The organism is Hymenobacter swuensis DY53, from assembly GCF_000576555.1.
In the GTDB taxonomy this organism is placed as follows: Bacteria; Bacteroidota; Bacteroidia; order Cytophagales; family Hymenobacteraceae; genus Hymenobacter; species Hymenobacter swuensis.
Genome location: NZ_CP007145.1, coordinates 4,750,309 through 4,768,828 on the forward strand (window position 1 = coordinate 4,750,309; position 18,520 = coordinate 4,768,828).

An 18,520-nucleotide genomic window follows, 5' to 3' on the forward strand; every position below is an offset into this window, starting at 1 on the left:
GAGAGGCCATTCGTAATGGGGCCTCTCACAATTTCACCCTTGTCCGCTTACATCCGCTCGAACAGCGGGCCTACCAAACGCAGGCCGGCGGTGGTGCAGAGGCCGCGCACGTACGGAGCGAAGATATTGCGGTACACATCGGCCAAGTTTACCTGTTCGGGCGGGAAGAATTGCTCGTTCAGCACCAGGCTAAACTGTGCCAGAATAACGTGCGCAATGGCCCGGGCATCCACATCAGCGCGGAACTGGCCCTCCTGAATGCCTTCCTGCAATAGCCGCACCAGTAGCGGCTGGGAGTAATTGATCAGGTACTCCTGAATATGCTGCCACGATTCCGGGAACCGCGCCCGCATGACGTGGTAGTCGTGGTGGGGGGAGCGGCGCAGCTCGTGCAGGCTGTGATGTAGCAGGGCCAGCAAGCACTCAGCGGGCGTGGCGAGGTTGGCGAACAATTGCTCGTGCTCCTGGCGCTGGCGCAACAGGTTGCGCTGCGTAACGGCCAGCAGCAGTTCGGCCTTAGAGCCAAACTGCTCCCGAAAAGCTGCCGGGGTCAGATCGAGGGCGGCGGCCAGCTGTTCTTCGTGAATCAACCCGACTCCGACTTGGCGGAATAACGTGTTGGCCCGATCAAGCAACTGGTGGAGTACTAATTCCTGCATGGAAAAGGATAAAAAATTACTAATCACTTCCTATCCCTACGAGCCGGCACTCGCCTAACGCCGCAACGACTCAGAGCAACATACCCAGCCCGAAAAAAAACAGCAGTTGCACCAGGTACACAAAGGAAGCTAACGGGTTACGCTTATCGAACTCCACGCGGTTGAAGTACACCTGCAGAATCAGGCTGACCGCAAACCACCCTTTGAAGTTCAGCAAAGGAATAACATCGTACTGCCAGTGCCAGAAGTCGTACCGAATGGCTACCGGCTCTATACAAATATCAAGCCCAACCATCAGCAAAGCCGCCACCACGGCCCGCAGGAAGCCCGGAATGGGCAGGTAGCGCGCCAGCATACCAGTGCAGTAGGTCAGAATCAGCCAGTTCACTCCAATCAACACTGGTACTTCCAGCCACTTGGGCCCGAGCGTAGGGCCGTAGGTATACTGCCCGAACAGCAGGCCTGTACGAATACCGACCACCTCCACCAAGAAGCCCACCACCATCACCATCAGGCAGAAGCTCCAGAAAGCCGGCGTCCGGCGCGGCTGAAACGCGAGCAGCAACCCCAGCGTGAGCAGCAGGTTTAGAGGCACAAACTGGAGAAAGAAGCTGGGGTCCTGCGAAAAAGCCAGCCCGAGGAAACCGGTAACGTGGAACAGCAACAAAATGCCCTGCGCCCAGCGTAGCCGCCGCGTCTGGGCCTCAGGAAGCGCCGTAGCCGGCGGAGAAAGTTGTTGCGTAGGTTCAGGCATAGGAATGAATTAAAAACTGAGAATCAAAAATTGAGAATTGGCCGGTAAGGCTCCTGCTCCAAGCATGCCTAACCCATCACCCCATCAATTCTTAATTCCTCATTTTTTAATTTTTAATTAAGTCAGAGACAATGCGGGCCGAGAGCAGGCAGAGCGGAATTCCGCCGCCGGGATGTACCGAGCCACCGCAAAAGTACAGCCCCGGCAGTTGCCCCGAGAAATTAGGATGCCGCAGAAAGGCCGCTAGCGTATTGTTGCTGGAGCTGCCGTACAACGCCCCCCCAAACGAAGACGTGCGCGCCTCGATTCCCGGCGGGTCCCATACCTGCTCCGCCCGGATGAGCGAGGCGACGTTGGTGCCCAGTGCCTGGCTTACGCGGGCCAGTACGGCGGTGCGGGTGCGCTTGATCAACGCGGGCCAGTCCTGGCCCTGGTTGTGGGGCACGTTCACCATCACAAACCAGTTTTCATGTCCGAGCGGGGCATCAGTGGGCGTGTGGCCAGAGGTGATATTGACGTACACGGTAGGGTCATCGGCAATGGTTTTCTCCCGGAAGATGGCTTCGAACTCCTTTTTGTAATCCTGGGAGAAAAAGATGTTGTGCACGCCCAGCTCCGGAAACCGTTGCCCGATGCCCCAGTAAAAAATCAGGGCTGAGGATGAACGGGGCTGGCTTAAAGTGCGCTCCGGGGCCGGCTGGTGAGGTAGCAAACGACGGTAGGTCGGCACCACATCCATATTACTGACTACTAGCTTGAAGTCATATGTCCCGAGGCTGGTTTTCAAACCGGTTATGCGCCCGGCGGCCGTCAGGATTTCCAGTACCGGCTCGCGGTAGCGGAACTGTACGCCCAGTTCCTCGGCCAGCCGTACCAGGCTTTGGGCAATGGCATAGATGCCGCCCTCGGGGTAATAAGCGCCCAGCCCGTGCTCCAGGTGCGGAATCATGCTGAGGGTAGCAGGGGCCTGATACGGGTCGGAGCCGTTGTAGGTGGCAAACCGATCGAAGAGCTGCACGAGGCGCGAGTCCTGAAAAGCAGCCGCGTGGCGCTTGTGCATGGTGCTGGTAAGGCCCAGCTGCGGCAGCGCCGCCAGGGCCTTGAGCACGTCGGGGCTGAGGTAGGTACCGACTTTGTGCAGGGACTTCTGGAGGAAAGTTCCGGCCGTAGCCTCATAGGCCCGGCCGCTACGGCGCAGAAACTGCAGCACCTCGGCGGCGGGTACCTGAAGCTTTTCCTCTACTTCCCGGGCAAAATGCTCCTCATCGGCCCAGGCCGTGAGGCGGGTGCCATCGGCGAAGAAGTACTGGGTAATCGGGTCGAGGCGGTGGTAGCGGAAGTAGTCGTGGGGGTTGCGGCCGGCCAGCTGGAACAGTTCATCTACCAGGTGCGGCAGCGTGAACAACGATGGCCCCCCATCGAAGCGGTAGCCACCGGGCAACTCCAGCTGGTGCATTTTGCCCCCAAAGGATTCCTGGGCCTCGAACACCGTGACGCGGTGCCCCTGCACGGCCAGCCGCACCGCCGTGGCAATACCGGCAATGCCGGCTCCAATAACGGCAACAGATTGGGGGGAGCTTACAGGACTGGAATGCGGCACTGGCGGAAGAACATTATTCGGAGAGGACTAAACGGATAGTGCCCGTACGAAGAACGGACTATCGGGGGCTCTAACACAAGCAGTCTTCCGGAAATGTTTGCTCAAGCAGCCCAATGAGTTTCCTCATTGAGCAACAGAAAAAATATTTAGCCGTTGCGCGCTTTTTTTAACGTGTTTTCTAGCCGCCCCTCCCTCTGGTGTGACCTGGTACCTGTACCAGACCACGCAGGCTTTTCGCGTGTGCCGTAAGCGTATAGCACCGCGTGTACTGTAAAGCAAAAACCCTGTTTCCTGCTTTGCAGCAAGGGTTTAGTGCTTGATTTTATAAATCACACACCGTTACATTTGATCAGCCGCAACAGCCGCTGCGCTTCTGTATTTATACGCTGCTCCCGGTTTTTGCGCCTTCGTGTTTACCGTGCCATTTCTCCCCAGGAAATGCGCGGCCCTTGCCCTACCTACCAAAACACCCACACATTTCATGGAAACTTCTACCGCTTCTCCGGGCCGCTGGCTCGGGCGTTGGGCGCGGCTGGCCCTGGCCTTAGGCCTAGGCTGGGCGCTACAGCCAACTACGGCTCAGGCCCAATGCAACCAGCTGGTCTGGGCCGATGAGTTCAATACTGCCGGCGACTTTGCCAAGTGGCAGGTGTACAACGGCGACGGGTGCAACGTGGGCAACTGTAACTTCGGCAACGCCGAGCTGCAAGTGTACCGCCCCGCCAACGCCACCGTCACGGGCGGCTTCCTGAACATTGCTACCCGCTACGAAAACACGGTGGAAGGCGGGCGCACCTACAACTACACCTCCGCCAAGCTCCAGTCGAAAGTAACCGCTACCGGAGGCCTTCAGACCTTCCGCTTCGGCCGCATTGAGGCCCGCATGAAGCTACCTTCGGCCCAGGGCGCCTGGCCCGCGTTCTGGATGCTGGCCGACCCCGGCAACTGGCCTTACACGGGCGAGATTGACATCATGGAGGCCAAGCACAAGAACCCCAAGTCGGTGGGCGGCACCATTCATTACGACGCGGGCGGCTGGCACTTCACCGGGCGCGACTACGTTTCCACTCTCGATTTATCCCAGGATTTCCACGTGTATGCCGTGGAGTGGGGCCCCGACCAGATTAAGTGGTTTGTGGATGGTAACCTGTTCCACACAGCCTCGCCTAAAACCACCTTTGCCGGCGGCTGGCCCTTCAACGACGGCAATTTCTACATCATTCTGAACACGGCCGTGGGCGGCCCCGGCACGGCCTACACCGGCTTTCAGCAGCCTACCCCCACCGATTTCCCGGTGACTACGCAGGTCGACTACGTGCGGGTGTACAAGGGTACCTACAACTACGCCGTGCTGGGCGTAGATCAGGTCCATCAAGGCGACCAAAACAAGACCTTCCGGATGGAAGCCATTACCGGCGGCACCTATACGTGGTCGGTGCCCAGCGGGGCCACTATCGTAAGCGGGCAGGGCACCAACGCCATTCAGGTAAACTTCAGCAGCACAGCAACTAGTGGTAACGTGACGGCCTCAGTGGCCGTGAGCGGCTGCGCTACGGCCACCTACTCCAAAGCCCTGACGGTGACGCCGGCCCTACAACTGGACCGCGTGTATGAGGACTACGAAAGTAACCGTGTCATTACGTACGGCACCGTCACGGGGACGCTCACGCAGGCCGTGAACAATCCTTCGGCGGTTATCAATACCTCCGCCAAAGTGGGCCAGTACGTGCGTAATGCCTCGGAGCAGTACGACGTGCTGTACGTGCGCAATCTGGGCATCGGCAATGCCAACGATTATGTGGCGGGCCGCCGCAAGGTGTTTATTGATGTGTACTCCACCGCTCCGGTAGGCAGTAAGGTGACCATGCAGTTCGAGAACAGTCAGGTTACCACGGCCATCAACTTCCCGGCGGGGCGGCACAGCGCCTACCGCGCCTATACCACCCGCCAGAACGCCTGGGAAACCCTGGAATTTGAGTTTGAGAAGAGCCTGGATGCGGGTACCAACATCTACTCCATCGACAACGTGGCTTTCCTGCTGCAGCCGGCCACCAACTCCGGGGCCACCTTCTACCTGGATAACCTCCTGATTAAGAAGCAGCCCGAAGCCCCGGTAGTCGCCACAGAAGTACTCCAGAACTACGACGGTACGGCCAAGCTGACTTTCAACGCGGCTAGCACCAACGGCGCGTACACGGCCCCCACGGCCAACCCCTCGGCTACCGGCGTAAATACCACGGCCAACGTGGCCCGTTACGTGCGCAACTCCACCCAGCAGTACGACGTGCTGTTTTTCGATGCCGGCGCGCCAGGCACCGTGATTCAGGACGCGGGCCTGTTCAAGAACCAGACCTACCAGTTGCAGGTGGATGTGTACACCTCGGCCCCGGTGGGTACGCCCATCAACATCACCCTGCAGAACAAGACGGCGGCCGCGCCCACAGGCTCCTTCCCGGCCGGCCGCAATAGCACCTACTTGGCCAACACCAGCAAGCAGAACCAGTGGGAGACCCTCACGTTTGCCTTCAACACCGCTCCTGACGCGGGCACGGCCAACGTGGCCATTGACCAACTGGCGGTGCTGTTCAACAGCGGAGCTTTCACCGGTGAAACGTACTATATTGATAACATCCGGATTGCCAAGAAGGCCACCCCGACCTACTCGGCCGGCACCACCTTCGAGAACTACGACGCGGTACGCAACCTGCCTCTGCGGAATGCGAATGGCACGTACGTAGCGGCGGCCAACAACCCCGCCGCCACCGGCATCAACACCTCTGCCAAAGTGGGCCAGTATACCCGTAACGCGGCTTCGCAGTACGATGCGCTGGCCCTGGCCAGCACCCAGATCAAGGATGGCAGTGCCTATGTGGCGGGCCAGAAGGTGTTTGCCCTAGACGTGTACACCTCTGCTCCGGCCGGCACGGTGGTGTCGTGGCAGCTGGAAAGCAGCACCTTCTCCAACCCCAACAACTACCCTACAGGCCGCCACAGCATCTACCAGGCTGTGGTGAAGCAGAGCAACGCCTGGCACACGCTCACTTTCAGCTACGCCAACTCGCCTGATTCCGGCACGCCCGATGCTGAGGTGGACAACGTGGTGCTGCTGTTCGCGCCGAACTCGACTACCGGCACAGTATACTACATCGACAACCTGCGCAGCCTCACCGCCAGTACAGCCCCTACCAACGTAGCCCCCACCGTCAGCCTGACCTCGCCGGCCAACGGCGCTACCTTCACGGTTCCGGCCAGCATTACCATCAACGCCAACGCCGCCGACCCAGATGGCAGCATCAGCAAAGTGGAGTTCTACCAGGGCTCGACACTGCTCGGCACCGACACCAGCAGCCCGTATAGCTACTCCTGGACGGGCGTAACGGCCGGCACCTACAGCCTCACGGCCAAAGCCACCGACAACGCCGGGGCCGTAACTACCTCCGGAGCCGTGAGCGTAACGGTGGGCTCCACACCCGCCGCCCAGGCCATTCCGGGTAAGATTGAGGCCGAAAGCTTCACCGCGCAGCAGGGCACCGACAAGGAAACCACCACCGACACCGGCGGCGGCCAGAACGTGGACTACTTCGACACCGGCGACTGGCTCGACTACACCGTGAACGTAGCCACGGCCGGCTCCTACACGGCCCAGTTCCGGGTAGCCTCGGCCACGGGTGGGGCCACGCTGCAGCTGCGCACCAGCGCGGGCGCGGTGCTGGGCAGCATCAACGTGGGGAATACCGGTGGCTGGCAGAGCTGGCAGACTATTAGCACCAGCGTAACGCTGCCGGCCGGCAACCAGACCCTGCGCCTCTACGCCGCCGCCTCCACCGGCTGCAACGTCAACTGGCTCAACTTTGCCTCGGCTACCCAAACGGCCACCAACCTGGCCTTGAACAAGCTTACCGTCACCTCTTCCACCGAAAACAGCGGCACGCCCGGCTCGGCCGCCGTGGATGGCAACACCACCAGCACCCGCTGGGGCAGCGCCTTTGCCGATCCGCAGTGGATTTACGTGGACCTGGGCGCCAGCTATAACGTGAACCGCGTGAAGCTGACCTGGGAAGCGGCCTACGGCAAGGACTACCTGGTGCAGGTGTCCCCGGATGCCACCAACTGGACGACCATCAAAACGGTAACCGGCAACGCTACCCTCACCAACGACCACACCGGTCTGACCGGCACCGGACGCTACGTGCGGATGTACGGCACGGCCCGGGCCGTTATCAATGGGGCCAGCTACGGCTATTCGCTGTATGAGCTGGAAGTGTATGGCACGGCGGCCAGCGGCGGCGGAACCGGCAGCACCGCCTGCACCGGCACCGTAGCCAACGGTGACTACAGCTACGAGATATCGACCACCAATGGAACCGTGAACTGGAAGTTCATCCCGCTCGGTCCCATTGCGGGCAGCAACATGGCCCTCCTCTATGTGAAAGTGGGCACCGGTGGCTACACCGGCTACAACATGACGGCCTCGGGCAGCAACTTCACTTTCTCCCAGGCCCAGACTGCCGGCGCTGCTCTATCCTTCTACTTCACTTACCGCGTGGGCACTACCACCGCCGAGCGTAACTCCAGCGCCACCCCGCACAGCTACACCGCCGGCGCCACCTGCACTGGCAGCCGCACGGCCCTAGCGTCTTCCACGGCCGTGGCTCCCGAAGCCCGCCTCTACCCCAATCCGGCCAGCACCCAGCTCACGGTACCTGCCAACGGTGCCACGACCCTGACCATCACCGATGCGCTGGGCCGCCTGGTGCACACAGAGAAAGTAGCCGCCAGCCAGCCTTATTCGGTAGTTGACGTGCATAGCCTGCGGCCCGGGCTGTACTTCCTCACCCTGCGCGGCGCTACCGGTGCCGCCACAGTGCAGCAGTTTATCAAAGAATAATCTCCGCGGTGCATTGGGCAGCAGGTCCCTGCAAGGAACTGCTGCCCTGGTTCTGCCTACTCGGAGCAACTACCTCAACGAGTGAGAAAAAGCGGAAACGGGGCGGAGTATCTCCGCCCTGTTTTTTTCTCTTTCACCCTCCCTGTGCTTCTTCCCCTTTAATTTTTTGCTAGTATGATTTGCCGAAACAGGCCGGTAACGGGCCAACGCAAGGCGTCTTTTTTTTCCGGCTGTCTGGGGCTGCTGCTGGGCGGTATGCTGGTGGCTGCCGGTAACCCGGCCGAAGCTCAGAAGCTCAGCCCCCTGCACGCTGCCGGAACCAGAATGCTGAACGCGGCCGGTCAGGAAGTGATACTGCGCGGCTATAACGTGGGCGGCTGGCTGCTCCAGGAGAGCTATATTCTGGGTACCGATTCGCTTAACAGCCAGTGGCGCATCAGGCAGGGCCTGCTCCGGACCATGCCGGAGACCGAAATGGAGAAGTTCTACCGCCAGTACCGCCAGAAGTTTATCACCAAAGCCGATATCGACTTCCTGGCCCGCCAGGGATTCAACTGCGTCCGGCTGCCGCTGCACTATGATTTATTTCTGACCCCGGAGCAGCGCCACGCCCGCACCAATGTCATCCGCGACCCGCACAACCCGCAGAAGCTGGATGCCTACGTGCAGCAGCTCAGCCAGTGGTACGATGCCGACCAGCTCTTCACGAAAACGCAACAGCTGGATGGCTTCCGGTTTATCGACGACGTGGTAAAATGGTGCGCGGCCAACAACATGTACGTGGTGCTGGACCTGCACGCAGCCCCCGGCGGCCAGGGCACCGACCGCAACATCAACGACAACTTCCGCCCCCTCGACCTGTGGAAGCGCCATGATGCCCAGGACCGCCTGATTTACCAAGACATGACCGTACGGCTCTGGGAAAAGCTGGCCGACCAGTACCGCAATGAGTCTGCCATTGCCATGTACGACTTCATCAACGAGCCTCACAATCTGAACGCGGCAAATGGGTTATCGGCCGACAACCAGGAGCTCAACACGCTGTATTCCCGGCTGATTGACGCCGTGCGGGCCCGCAACGACCAGCACCTGCTGATGCTGGAAGGCAACGGCTACGGCAATGAATACACCAACCTCACGCCGGACAAGCTGAAGGTAAAAAGTACCGCTAACCTGGTGTACAACGCCCACCGCTACTGGTGCCCCAACACGGCCGAGGCCACCGACCCCAATCCTAATCAGATCAACCTGCTCACTAATCTGGCGGCTTTTCGGGACCAGTGGCAGGTGCCGGTGTGGGTGGGTGAAACCGGAGAGAACTCCAATGAGTGGTTTGGGGCCGCCGTACAGGGCCTAAATGCCCGTAATATTGGCTGGTGCCACTGGAATATTAAGCGTGTAGATTCCGGGGCCGGCCTGTTGCGGGTAGCTCCCTACGGTAGCCTCCTCACGCCGGCCGGCCGCACGGCACTGCTGCGTAACGTACAGTTTGCCAATTGCCAGATCAACCGCGACGTGGCAACCTCCCTGACTCAACCCGCCGACTTCCGGGCTCCATTTGCCCAGCTTACCATTCCGGGTACCATTGCGGCCACCGACTACGACCTGGGCCGCGATGGGGTAGCCTACCACGACGACTTCTCAGCCCGCATCGACTACCGCGACCTGACGCCGCACAACCACGGCGGGGCCTACCGCAACGATGGGGTGGATATCACCGCCTGCCCCGAAATGGCCAACGGGTTTGCGGTACAGAAGCTGGCCGTCGGCGAGTGGCTCACCTACACAGTAAACATTACTAAAGCAGGACCTTACAAAGCCGAGCTGCGCGTACAGCCGGGCAGTACGCCCGGGCAACTGGCTTTGCTGCTGGGAGAACTGCCGGTCGGAACTGCCGCCGTTACGCCCGGCAGCGAGTGGACCACCGTTTCCCTTACCACCCCGGCGTTACCGGTTGGCCAGCATACCTTGCGGCTGATGATTGAGCAACCCGTGAGCCAGCTGGGTTGGCTGCGCTTTGCTCCGGCATCCGGCAGCAGCAGCGCGGGTGGCCAGTGAGTAAGTGAGTACGTACCCGGGTTTTGTGTATCTTCAAGTCACCATGAAGCTCGTATCCTCCCACCTCCCACCGCGTCGGGCTACTTGGTTTTCTTTCCTGACGCTAAGCGGCCTGTGGCTGCTGACTTTCCTCGGCCCCCAGCCAGCCAGTGCCCGCCCCGCCGATACGTTGCGGGTGACACCGGCGCTGGAAGAGCTGTTTGTTGACCCTACCTGCTACAGCGTGCTGGAAGACCCCTCCGGTCAGCTCACGCTGGCGGAGGTGCGCGAACCAGCCCGGGCTCGCCAGTTTCAGGCGGGTAACCTGCTGCCTACCACCACTATGGAGCATCCAGGCTCAGCATACTGGCTGCGGCTGGTGGTGCGGGCTGAGGGCCAATTGAGCCAGCACTGGTACCTGGAAATGTTCGACTCCCACCTCAACAGCGTGGAGTTTTTCCCGGCCGATGGAGCCGCTCCCACTTATACCGGCTCGGCCTTTCCCCTCTCTACCCGCAAGTTTCCCTACAAGAACTTCCTGTTCCGCCTGCCCCTGCAGCCCAACCAGACGCAGACGTACTACCTACGGCTGAATTCCAGCTCCAAAACCACCTTCCTCAGCCGCCTGCGCACCGAGCAGCCTCTGGCTGTTCATTTTCAGACGGAGTATGGCTTGTTGGGGGCTTTTTATGGGGTTTTGCTGATTATGGTGGTATACAATCTGTGCCTCTACCTCTTCATTGGCGAGCAAACCTACCTACGCTATGTGCTGTACGTGCTCAGTTGCAGCCTCGTATTCCTGTCGGAAGATGGCTTGGGGTTTCAATACCTCTGGCCCGATTATCCGGCGCTAAATGAGCTGATTGTGGCTGGCTCACCCATTCTGCTGCTGCTCACGTTCAGCTATTACGCCCGTCAGTTCCTCGATATGCCCCTACGGCTGCCTCATTTCGACCAGTGGGTGCGAGGGGTAGTGCTGCTGAGCGTGGGCGGCCTTATTATTGATGCCGTGTGGCTGCATTCGGGCTGGGGTTTCTGGTTTTACCTGCTGCCCTATGGGCTCATGTACTATGCCGCCGTACGGGTATGGCAACGGGGCCAGCGCCCGGCCCGCTATTTTCTGCTGGCCCACGCGCTGGTGGCCATCAGTGTCGGTTTTTTGATTTTGCGTAAGCTGGGTATCAGCACGTTCACCAGTACGGCTACGGTGTACAGCATGAACGTGGCTTTTGTCATTGAGGTAGTCGTGCTGTCATACGCGCTGGGCGAAAAGATTAAAGCCATCAAGGATGCCACCATCCGGGCCCAGGATAAGCTGGTAAAGCAGCTGCGCAAAAAGCACCAGGTACAGGAGCAACTGGTAGAACAACTACATCACAATCAGACGCTTAAAGACCAACTAAACACAGAATTGGAAGGTTTGGTAGCGCAGCGCACTGAGGAGCTACGCCGCCAGAGTGATACCATTGCTGCTCAGAACCGGGAGCTGGTGCAGGCCAACGGGTTACTGGCCCTGCAGTCAGCGGCCATTGAGAAGCTGAATACCGAGCTGCAGCAAGATCTGCAGGAAGTAAAAACAGCCCGGGTGCTCTCCAAGGAGGTAGATTTCGGGGAATTCAGCCAGATTTACCCCGATAAGGATTCCTGCCTGGCTTACCTGGCCAACCTGAAATGGGCGGAGGGCTACCATTGCCGCAAGTGCGGCCACGAGAAATACTGCGACGGGCGCGAACCTCATTCCCGCCGCTGCACCAAATGCCGCTATGTGGAGTCGGCTACGGCCTACACGCTGCTCCAGAAGTGTAAGTTCTCCATTATTAAGGCCTTCTACGCGGTTTTTCTGATCTATACCCACAAGGGCAACTACTCGTCCCAGGAGCTTTCCCGCGTACTTGATCTGCGCCAGGGCACGTGCTGGAGCTTCAGCCAGAAGGTATTGGAAGCCATGCGCCGCCGCCGCCACGCCCCCGATTTCGACGAGAATGAAGGCTGGACGCACGTACTGCTGGATGCTACTACCACGGAGGCCGAAGAAACAGTAGCGGAAGAATCGGCCGCTCAGGCATAGCCCTGCCGCTAACCAGAATACCGGCCGCACGCCGGCATCAGCTTGGCAGCCTGTAGCTACCGGGCCGATGCCGGCGTGCGAAACAACCCACCAGTGAAAAGCAGCTGCAGCACACTCCTCAACGCAGAAATCTGCCGTTGATGTAGCTATCAGGGCAACCTATGAAACGGATGAATCCCAGGCGCTGGCTGCTCCTGAGCGCCTTCATTCAGGTTTGTTATCAAGACTGCCCCTCCCCTGTTCCAACTGATAGCCTACTTGGTCATCCTGCTTGGCTATTCAGTCCTGCCAGTCCATCGCACCTCTGTTTTCAGAATAGCGTAAGTTTGGTATGTAAGTGGCCACTCAGGTGCACGTAAGTGCAAAAAAAGTTAAGAATAACTGGTGTTTTTTTGATTGTTTTTTACGTGTTGCATTTGCCCTGACGGAAGGCCCGACGGTGCCTTACAAGCCCGATAAGCGCCTCTTTTGCGTGTGTTGTAAGTGTATAATACAGTTGTGACTTAGGCTCAAAAACCGCATTTTCAGCGCGTATAGGCAGTTTTCACTATTGCTTTTCCGAAACAAGGTCGGATATATTTGGGTCACGACTTCCCGTTTACAGCTCAGCCTTCCTGCTTTATCCGCTGGACTACCATAAAATCGGCTGTCGGTTCCGGTTTCAGATTGCCTGCCTCCGGTTATTCAGTCCGTCCTGTATCACTGCCTGCAAGGCGGCCAGTATTCTTTCCGCAGGTAGTGTAATGCTCCTCTGAGTGCCACCCCGGCTTACTGCCTGAACCAGCAAGGTGGCTGTAGACGCTTTTTGATTTTTCCGGTAGCCATACCTCCCCAGGGTCAGGCCACATTATCACCGGGTTTTACCTGCTTTTCACTTCCCTCAATTCCCACACATCAATGAACCAACACCTCTACACTCAGGCGTTCCGCCGGGCATTGTGGCTGGCGGCCTGCGGTTTGCCAACCCTGCCTGCGCTGGCAGCCACTCCCATTGGCGCTCCGGAAGCTGCCACTCGCTTCGCCACGCTGGCCGATGTTCCTGTTTCGGGTCGCGTGACTCAGAGCAACGGGGACCCGCTACCGGGCGTGACCATTATTGTCAAGGGAACCACTATCGGGGCTACTACCGATGCGGACGGCCGCTTTAGCCTGAACGCACCGGAAAACTCCACGCTGGTTATCAGCTACGTTGGTTTCACCCGGCGGGAAGTGCCGGTAACCGGTGCTTCTACTTCCGTCAACGTAACGCTGACGGAAGATGCGCGCGCGCTGAGCGAGGTGGTAGTAGTAGGCTACGGCACGCAGGAACGCGGCAGCGTAACGGGCGCTATTTCGTCTGTTGGGGCCGCTGACATTGTGCGCCAGCCGGTGCCCGATGTGACGCAAGCAATCCAGGGCAAAGTGGCCGGCGTGACCATTACCTCCAACGGTGGCGCGCCGGGCGGAGCCGCTGGTACCGCCGTACGGGTCCGTGGCATCACATCCGCCGGCAACAACAACCCGCTGTATGTAGTGGACGGCTTTCCGCTGCCCGATGGCGGCGACAACCAGCTCAACGCCATCAGCTCCAATGACATTGAGTCGATTGACATCCTGAAAGATGCCTCGGCTACGGCTATTTACGGGGTGCGGGCGGCCAACGGGGTAGTTATCATCACCACCAAACGGGGCAAGGCTGGTCAGTCTACCTTTAACCTGGATGTGTACCGCGGGGTGCAGACGGTAGCCCGCAAGCTAGACCTGCTCAACGCCGAAGAGTACGCCACCATCAATAATGAGTCGTTGCTGGCGGCTGGCAAGCCCATTGCTCTGGACAAGCTACGCAACCCCTCGGCTCTGGGCGAAGGCACCGACTGGCAGGACCTGCTGTTCCGCCGGGCCAAAATCCAGAACTATTCCCTTTCCGCCACCGGCGGCAGCGAAAAATCCCGCTACGCCCTGTCGGGCACGTATTTCCAGCAGGACGGCATCATTCTGGGCACCAACTTCGAGCGGTTTACGCTGCGTGCCAACGGAGATGTGCAGGTAGGCCGCATGCTGAAGGTGGGTAACAGCATCTCGCTGACGCACCTGAGCGACCGGCAGGTAACGAGCAATAACGGGGAATACGGCGCGGTGCAGCAGCTGCTGCGCATTCCGCCCACGGTGCAGCCCTATCGCCCCGATGGCTACTGGTACCAGCCCAACAGCGCCGAAGACAACTTCACGGAGGAAAACCCGCTGGCTACTTCGCAGCGCGTGAACCAGAAGTTTACCCGTAACCGGGCCATTACTACCTTCTTTGCCGAGCTGGAGCCCATCAAGGGGTTACGCTTCCGCACCAACGTGGGTGCCGACCTGATCTTCGACAACTTCAACAGCTTTGCCCCCAAAGGCCCGGAACTGGCTGGCTACACTCAGCGCTACATAACGGCCGGCGCAGCGGCTACCTCCAGCTACGCGCCCACGTACCTGATTGAAAACACTGCAACCTACGACCACCTGTTTGCCGATAAGCACCAGTTCACGCTGCTGCTGGGCCAGTCGGCCCAGGAGTTCAATTTCAGCAACGTCGCGGCCTACCGCTCCCTCTATCTGCGCAACGACCTGCAGACGATTAACGCGGGCCCCATCAACCCACAGCTCAACAACGGCGGCACCATTGATACCCGCCGGCGTCTGGCCAGCCTTTTCGGCCGGATCAACTACGAGTTTGCCGGGAAGTACATCTTCCAAGCTACTGTTCGTCGCGACGGCTCCTCGCGCTTTGACCTAGGTGAGAAATTCGGCTTCTTCCCCGGCGCTTCGGTGGGCTGGCGCATTTCGGAGGAAGACTTCCTCAAGGGCAACAGTGTCATCAGCAACCTGAAGCTGCGCGCCGGCTACGGCCGCGTGGGCAACGAGTTGAACGCCGACCGGTTCGCGTACCTGTATGCCATCCGGTTCGGGGCCAACTACCCGCTGGGTCCCGATGGGGCCATCAACATCGGGGGGGCTCCTACCCGCCTGGCCAACCCGAATCTGCGCTGGGAATACAACGACCAGGCGAACTTCGGTATTGACCTGGGCTTGCTGGATAACCGCTTCGAGGCCACCATTGACCTCTACAACCGGAACTCGCCCAATCTCATTGCCAACATTCCCCCCTCCTTGGTTTCGGGTACCTACGAATCGGTGCCGGGCAACGCCGCCTCCGCCTACAACCGGGGTATCGACGTGAGCCTGACCTCGCACAACTTCACCGGCAGCGGCCAGGACCTGAACTGGAGCACGACTCTGAACGTGTCAGCCTTCAAAACCAAGCTGGAAGACCTGGGTGCCGGTTTACCCTACAACGGGCAGGGCTCCCTGAGTGGCACCATTGTGCGCTATGACGTGAACCAGGCATTTGGCTCGTTCTATGGGTTCCAGGCAGATGGCCTGTTCCAGAACCAGGCGGAAGTAGACGCCGCTCCCAAGCAGGAAACCGGCACCGCCCCCGGCGACATTCGCTTCCGGGATACCAACGGCGACGGCGTGATTACCGACCTCGACCGGACGTTCATCGGCAATCCGAACCCCAATTTCTCGTTTGGCATCACCAATACCCTGAACTTCAAAAACTTCGACCTGAGCTTCTTCATTCAGGGCGTACAGGGCAATGATGTGTACAACCTCAACCGCTACATCACGGAAAGCGCGCTGTACAGCACCACCAACGGCACAACCCGCATTCTGAACCGCTGGACCGGCGAGGGTACCAGTAACGATGTGCCGCGTGCCATCAACGGTGACCCCAACCGCAACCTGCGGGTGTCCACGCACTTCATTGAGGATGGCTCCTATGTCCGCCTCAAAAACCTGACCCTCGGGTACACACTGCCCAAAAGCGTTATGAGCCGTATTTCGGCCTCGCAGCTGCGCGTGTACTTCACGGCCCAGAACCTGGCTACGCTCACCAAATACACCGGCTACGACCCTGAGGTGAGTGCCAGCGGCGTTGACCTGGGTATCTATCCGCAGGCGCGTGTGTTCATGGGCGGCCTGAACATTGGGTTCTAATCTTCTACTTCCCACCCCCTCATCATGACTATTTCAAAACTCACCTGCAGTGCTTTTCTGCTGTCACTGGGCTTGCTGGTTGGCTGCACCGAGAAGTTCCTGGAAGAAGCTCCTTCCGATCAGGTAACGGATATCAACTTTTACCAGAACCAGACCGATGCCATTCAGGCTGTAACGGCGGCGTATAGCGAACTGACCAAAGAAGGTCAGTACAACCTTTCCATGTGGGCCTTCGATATCATGGCCGACATCTCGGTAACGGGCGGCGACGACGGCAACGACGGTATTGAGTACAAGCAGCTGGAGGCCTTCAGCATTCCATCTACCAACATCGTCACGAACCGTCTATGGGGTGGCTGTTTCATCGGGGTGCAACGGGCCAACATCGTGCTCCAGAAGGTGCCTGGTATTCAGGGCATGGACCCCGATATTCAGAAGCGTTGCCTGGGCGAAGCGCAGTTTCTGCGGGCCAAATACTACTTTGATCTGGTGCGCGCTTACGGCGACGTGCCTCTGTTCACCAGCCCGCCGGCCAGCCCTGAGGCGGTAAATATTCCGCGCACTCCCGCCGCTCAGGTGTACGCCCAGATTGAGCAGGACCTGAAAGACGCCATCGGCAACCTGCCGGGCTCCTACAGCGGCGCCGATTTGGGCCGGGCTACCAAGTGGGCAGCTACGGGCCTGTTGGCAAAAGTCTACATCACCCAAGGCAAGAAAACCGAAGCCGCGCAGCGTGCCCGGGAAGTTATTACCGGCTCGGGCAAGTCGCTGTGGGCCAACTACGGCGACAACTTCAAAGTGGCCAACGAGAACGGCAAAGAGTCGCTGTTCGAAATTCAGTACGTGAACGGTCGGAATGAATATGACCGTAACAACGTGGGCTCATCGATGAACGAGTTCTTCGGCCCTCGGGGTGCCAACCAGACGCCCGGCAGCGGCTACGGCTTCAACATTCCCGAGCCCGACTTCGTGGATGGCTACGAGGCCGGCGACACGCGCAAATCAGCTAGCATCTGGGTGCCCGGCGACACGTACCCCGACGGCGGTAAGCAGTCGGCCAAAGCCACTGGTTCACCATTCGGCTATAACACCAAGAAGTGGTTTGTAGGCAAGGTGAACACCAACATCTGGGACTCGCCCCTGAATGTGCCGGTATTGCGCCTAGCTGAGATGTACCTGATTCTGGCGGAGGCCGTTGGCCCGACTACCGAAGGACTGGAAGCCATTAACAAAGTTCGCCGCCGGGCCTTCGGGCTGGACATCAACACCGCTTCTCCTGCCCGTGACCTTACGGCCGGTACCGCCGACTTCACGGCCGCAGTCCTGAAGGAACGCAAGTACGAGCTGGCCTTCGAGTTTGACCGGTGGTTTGACCTGAAGCGTTACGATGGTACGCCGTACGGCCTTATTCCGGTAATGACGGCGCAGGCCGCGTATCTACGCTCCCTCAACATCGGGGCGGTGCGCGGTATTCCTACCAAAACCCACTTGGTACTTCCCATTCCGCAGTCGGAGCTGGATGCCAACCCCGGGCTGGTGCAGAACCCTGGCTACTAGGTTCATTTTCACGAACGATTTCAGCTTTTCAGCACAATGAAACATACATGGAACAAGGCAGCCCTGGTCCTTCTGGCCGGCTCACTGCTCTTCACCGCTTGTGATAAGGACGAAGACGGCAAGCTGGAAGGCCCCAAGCCGACCGTTAGCTTTACCTCCAGTACGCCCAAAGTAGTGGGCCTCACCTCCGAAGTCACCTTCACCAGCACCAGCACCGATGCCTTTCTGTATCAGTGGGATTTCGGGGATGGCACCATCGGCTCGGGCCAGACGGTTACCCACACCTACGCCAAGGGCGGCACCATGAAGGTGAAGCTCACGGCAGCGGGCCGGGGCGGGGCTACCACTTCCGAGACGCGGGAGGTAGTCATTGCCTCTCCGCTCAGCATCGTCAATCAACTGCTCACTGGGGGCTCATCTCGCACCTGGAAGTTGGATAACTCAGTGGCCGCTACCATTGTAGTAGGGCCTAACGATGCGGACCCCACGGGCTATTACGCCGGCGGTGCGGCCGGTAGTCTGCCTGCCTGCCAGGCCGATGATGAGTTTACCTTCAGCACCAGCAACGTGTATACTTACGACGCCAAAGCCCAAACCTTCGTGGCCGGGGCAGCTGGCGGCTGCCAGGCTCCCCGCTCCCGCACTACGCCCTTCACGTTTGGTGATGCCACCGGCACTGGTTTAGCGCAGCTCACGCTGGGCACTGCAGGCTCATTCATTGGTATCACCGATGCCCCGGACCTAGTGTACCGCATTCTTTCCATCGACAACCAGAAAATGGTACTGCGGGCCGGTGCGCCTAGTGCCGGCGTAGTTTTCACCATCAAGCTGGCGGTGAAATAGCCCTCCTATTCCAACCTGTACCGCAAAGCCGGCCGGGATGTCGCTCCGGCCGGCTTTGTACAACCTGCCCGCGCACCCGATGCATTGAGCTGGT

General features: G+C 59.4%; 9 protein-coding genes. 6 read left to right on the forward strand and 3 right to left on the reverse strand.

Annotation, left to right across the window (positions count from 1 at the left end):
- Positions 1-47 precede the first annotated feature (47 nt).
- The 3 genes from HSW_RS23260 to crtD all read right to left on the reverse strand — a co-directional run bounded on the left by HSW_RS23260 (position 48) and on the right by crtD (position 3,013).
- Entirely contained in the window at positions 48-659 is a 612-nt protein-coding gene (locus HSW_RS23260) for a TetR/AcrR family transcriptional regulator (protein WP_052346736.1), read from the reverse strand.
- Positions 660-729: 70 nt separating this feature from the next.
- Entirely contained in the window at positions 730-1,413 is a 684-nt protein-coding gene (locus tag HSW_RS21650) for a carotenoid biosynthesis protein (RefSeq protein WP_071883159.1), read from the reverse strand.
- A 106-nt stretch (positions 1,414-1,519) separates the two neighbouring features.
- Positions 1,520-3,013: a 1-hydroxycarotenoid 3,4-desaturase CrtD gene (gene crtD / locus HSW_RS21655; RefSeq protein WP_052346737.1), complete on the reverse strand. Its 1,494-nt coding sequence runs from the start codon at positions 3,011-3,013 to the stop codon at positions 1,520-1,522.
- 481 nt (positions 3,014-3,494) lie between these two features.
- Between crtD and HSW_RS21660 the strand changes: the two genes are divergently transcribed.
- The 6 genes from HSW_RS21660 (at position 3,495) to HSW_RS21685 (ending at position 18,426) form a co-directional block, all read left to right on the forward strand.
- A complete protein-coding gene (locus HSW_RS21660; RefSeq protein ID WP_052346738.1) occupies positions 3,495-7,901 on the forward strand; it encodes a carbohydrate-binding protein in 4,407 nt (1,468 codons plus the stop codon).
- A gap of 174 nt (positions 7,902-8,075) precedes the next feature.
- The gene (locus tag HSW_RS21665) at positions 8,076-9,959 is read left to right on the forward strand and encodes a cellulase family glycosylhydrolase (RefSeq protein ID WP_081768555.1); all 1,884 of its coding nucleotides are present in this window, start codon (positions 8,076-8,078) and stop codon (positions 9,957-9,959) included.
- 43 nt (positions 9,960-10,002) lie between these two features.
- Positions 10,003-12,006: a 7TM diverse intracellular signaling domain-containing protein gene (locus HSW_RS21670; RefSeq protein WP_044003839.1), complete on the forward strand. Its 2,004-nt coding sequence runs from the start codon at positions 10,003-10,005 to the stop codon at positions 12,004-12,006.
- Positions 12,007-12,903: 897 nt separating this feature from the next.
- Entirely contained in the window at positions 12,904-16,026 is a 3,123-nt protein-coding gene (locus tag HSW_RS21675; protein ID WP_052346740.1) for a SusC/RagA family TonB-linked outer membrane protein, read from the forward strand.
- A gap of 24 nt (positions 16,027-16,050) precedes the next feature.
- Complete coding sequence (locus tag HSW_RS21680; protein WP_044003840.1) at positions 16,051-17,583, forward strand: RagB/SusD family nutrient uptake outer membrane protein; 1,533 nt, start codon at positions 16,051-16,053, stop codon at positions 17,581-17,583.
- A gap of 36 nt (positions 17,584-17,619) precedes the next feature.
- On the forward strand, positions 17,620-18,426 hold the full coding sequence (locus HSW_RS21685) for a PKD domain-containing protein (protein WP_044003841.1): 807 nt from the start codon (positions 17,620-17,622) through the stop codon (positions 18,424-18,426).
- Positions 18,427-18,520: the final 94 nt, after the last annotated feature.

Coding starts and splice junctions, on each gene's coding strand:
- HSW_RS21650 (WP_071883159.1), bottom strand. CDS start 1,413: ATGCCTGAACCTACGCAACAACTTTCTCCGCCGGCTACGGCGCTTCCT.
- HSW_RS21670 (WP_044003839.1), top strand. CDS start 10,003: ATGAAGCTCGTATCCTCCCACCTCCCACCGCGTCGGGCTACTTGGTTT.
- HSW_RS21660 (WP_052346738.1), top strand. CDS start 3,495: ATGGAAACTTCTACCGCTTCTCCGGGCCGCTGGCTCGGGCGTTGGGCG.
- HSW_RS21685 (WP_044003841.1), top strand. CDS start 17,620: ATGAAACATACATGGAACAAGGCAGCCCTGGTCCTTCTGGCCGGCTCA.
- HSW_RS23260 (WP_052346736.1), bottom strand. CDS start 659: ATGCAGGAATTAGTACTCCACCAGTTGCTTGATCGGGCCAACACGTTA.
- HSW_RS21665 (WP_081768555.1), top strand. CDS start 8,076: ATGATTTGCCGAAACAGGCCGGTAACGGGCCAACGCAAGGCGTCTTTT.
- HSW_RS21680 (WP_044003840.1), top strand. CDS start 16,051: ATGACTATTTCAAAACTCACCTGCAGTGCTTTTCTGCTGTCACTGGGC.
- HSW_RS21675 (WP_052346740.1), top strand. CDS start 12,904: ATGAACCAACACCTCTACACTCAGGCGTTCCGCCGGGCATTGTGGCTG.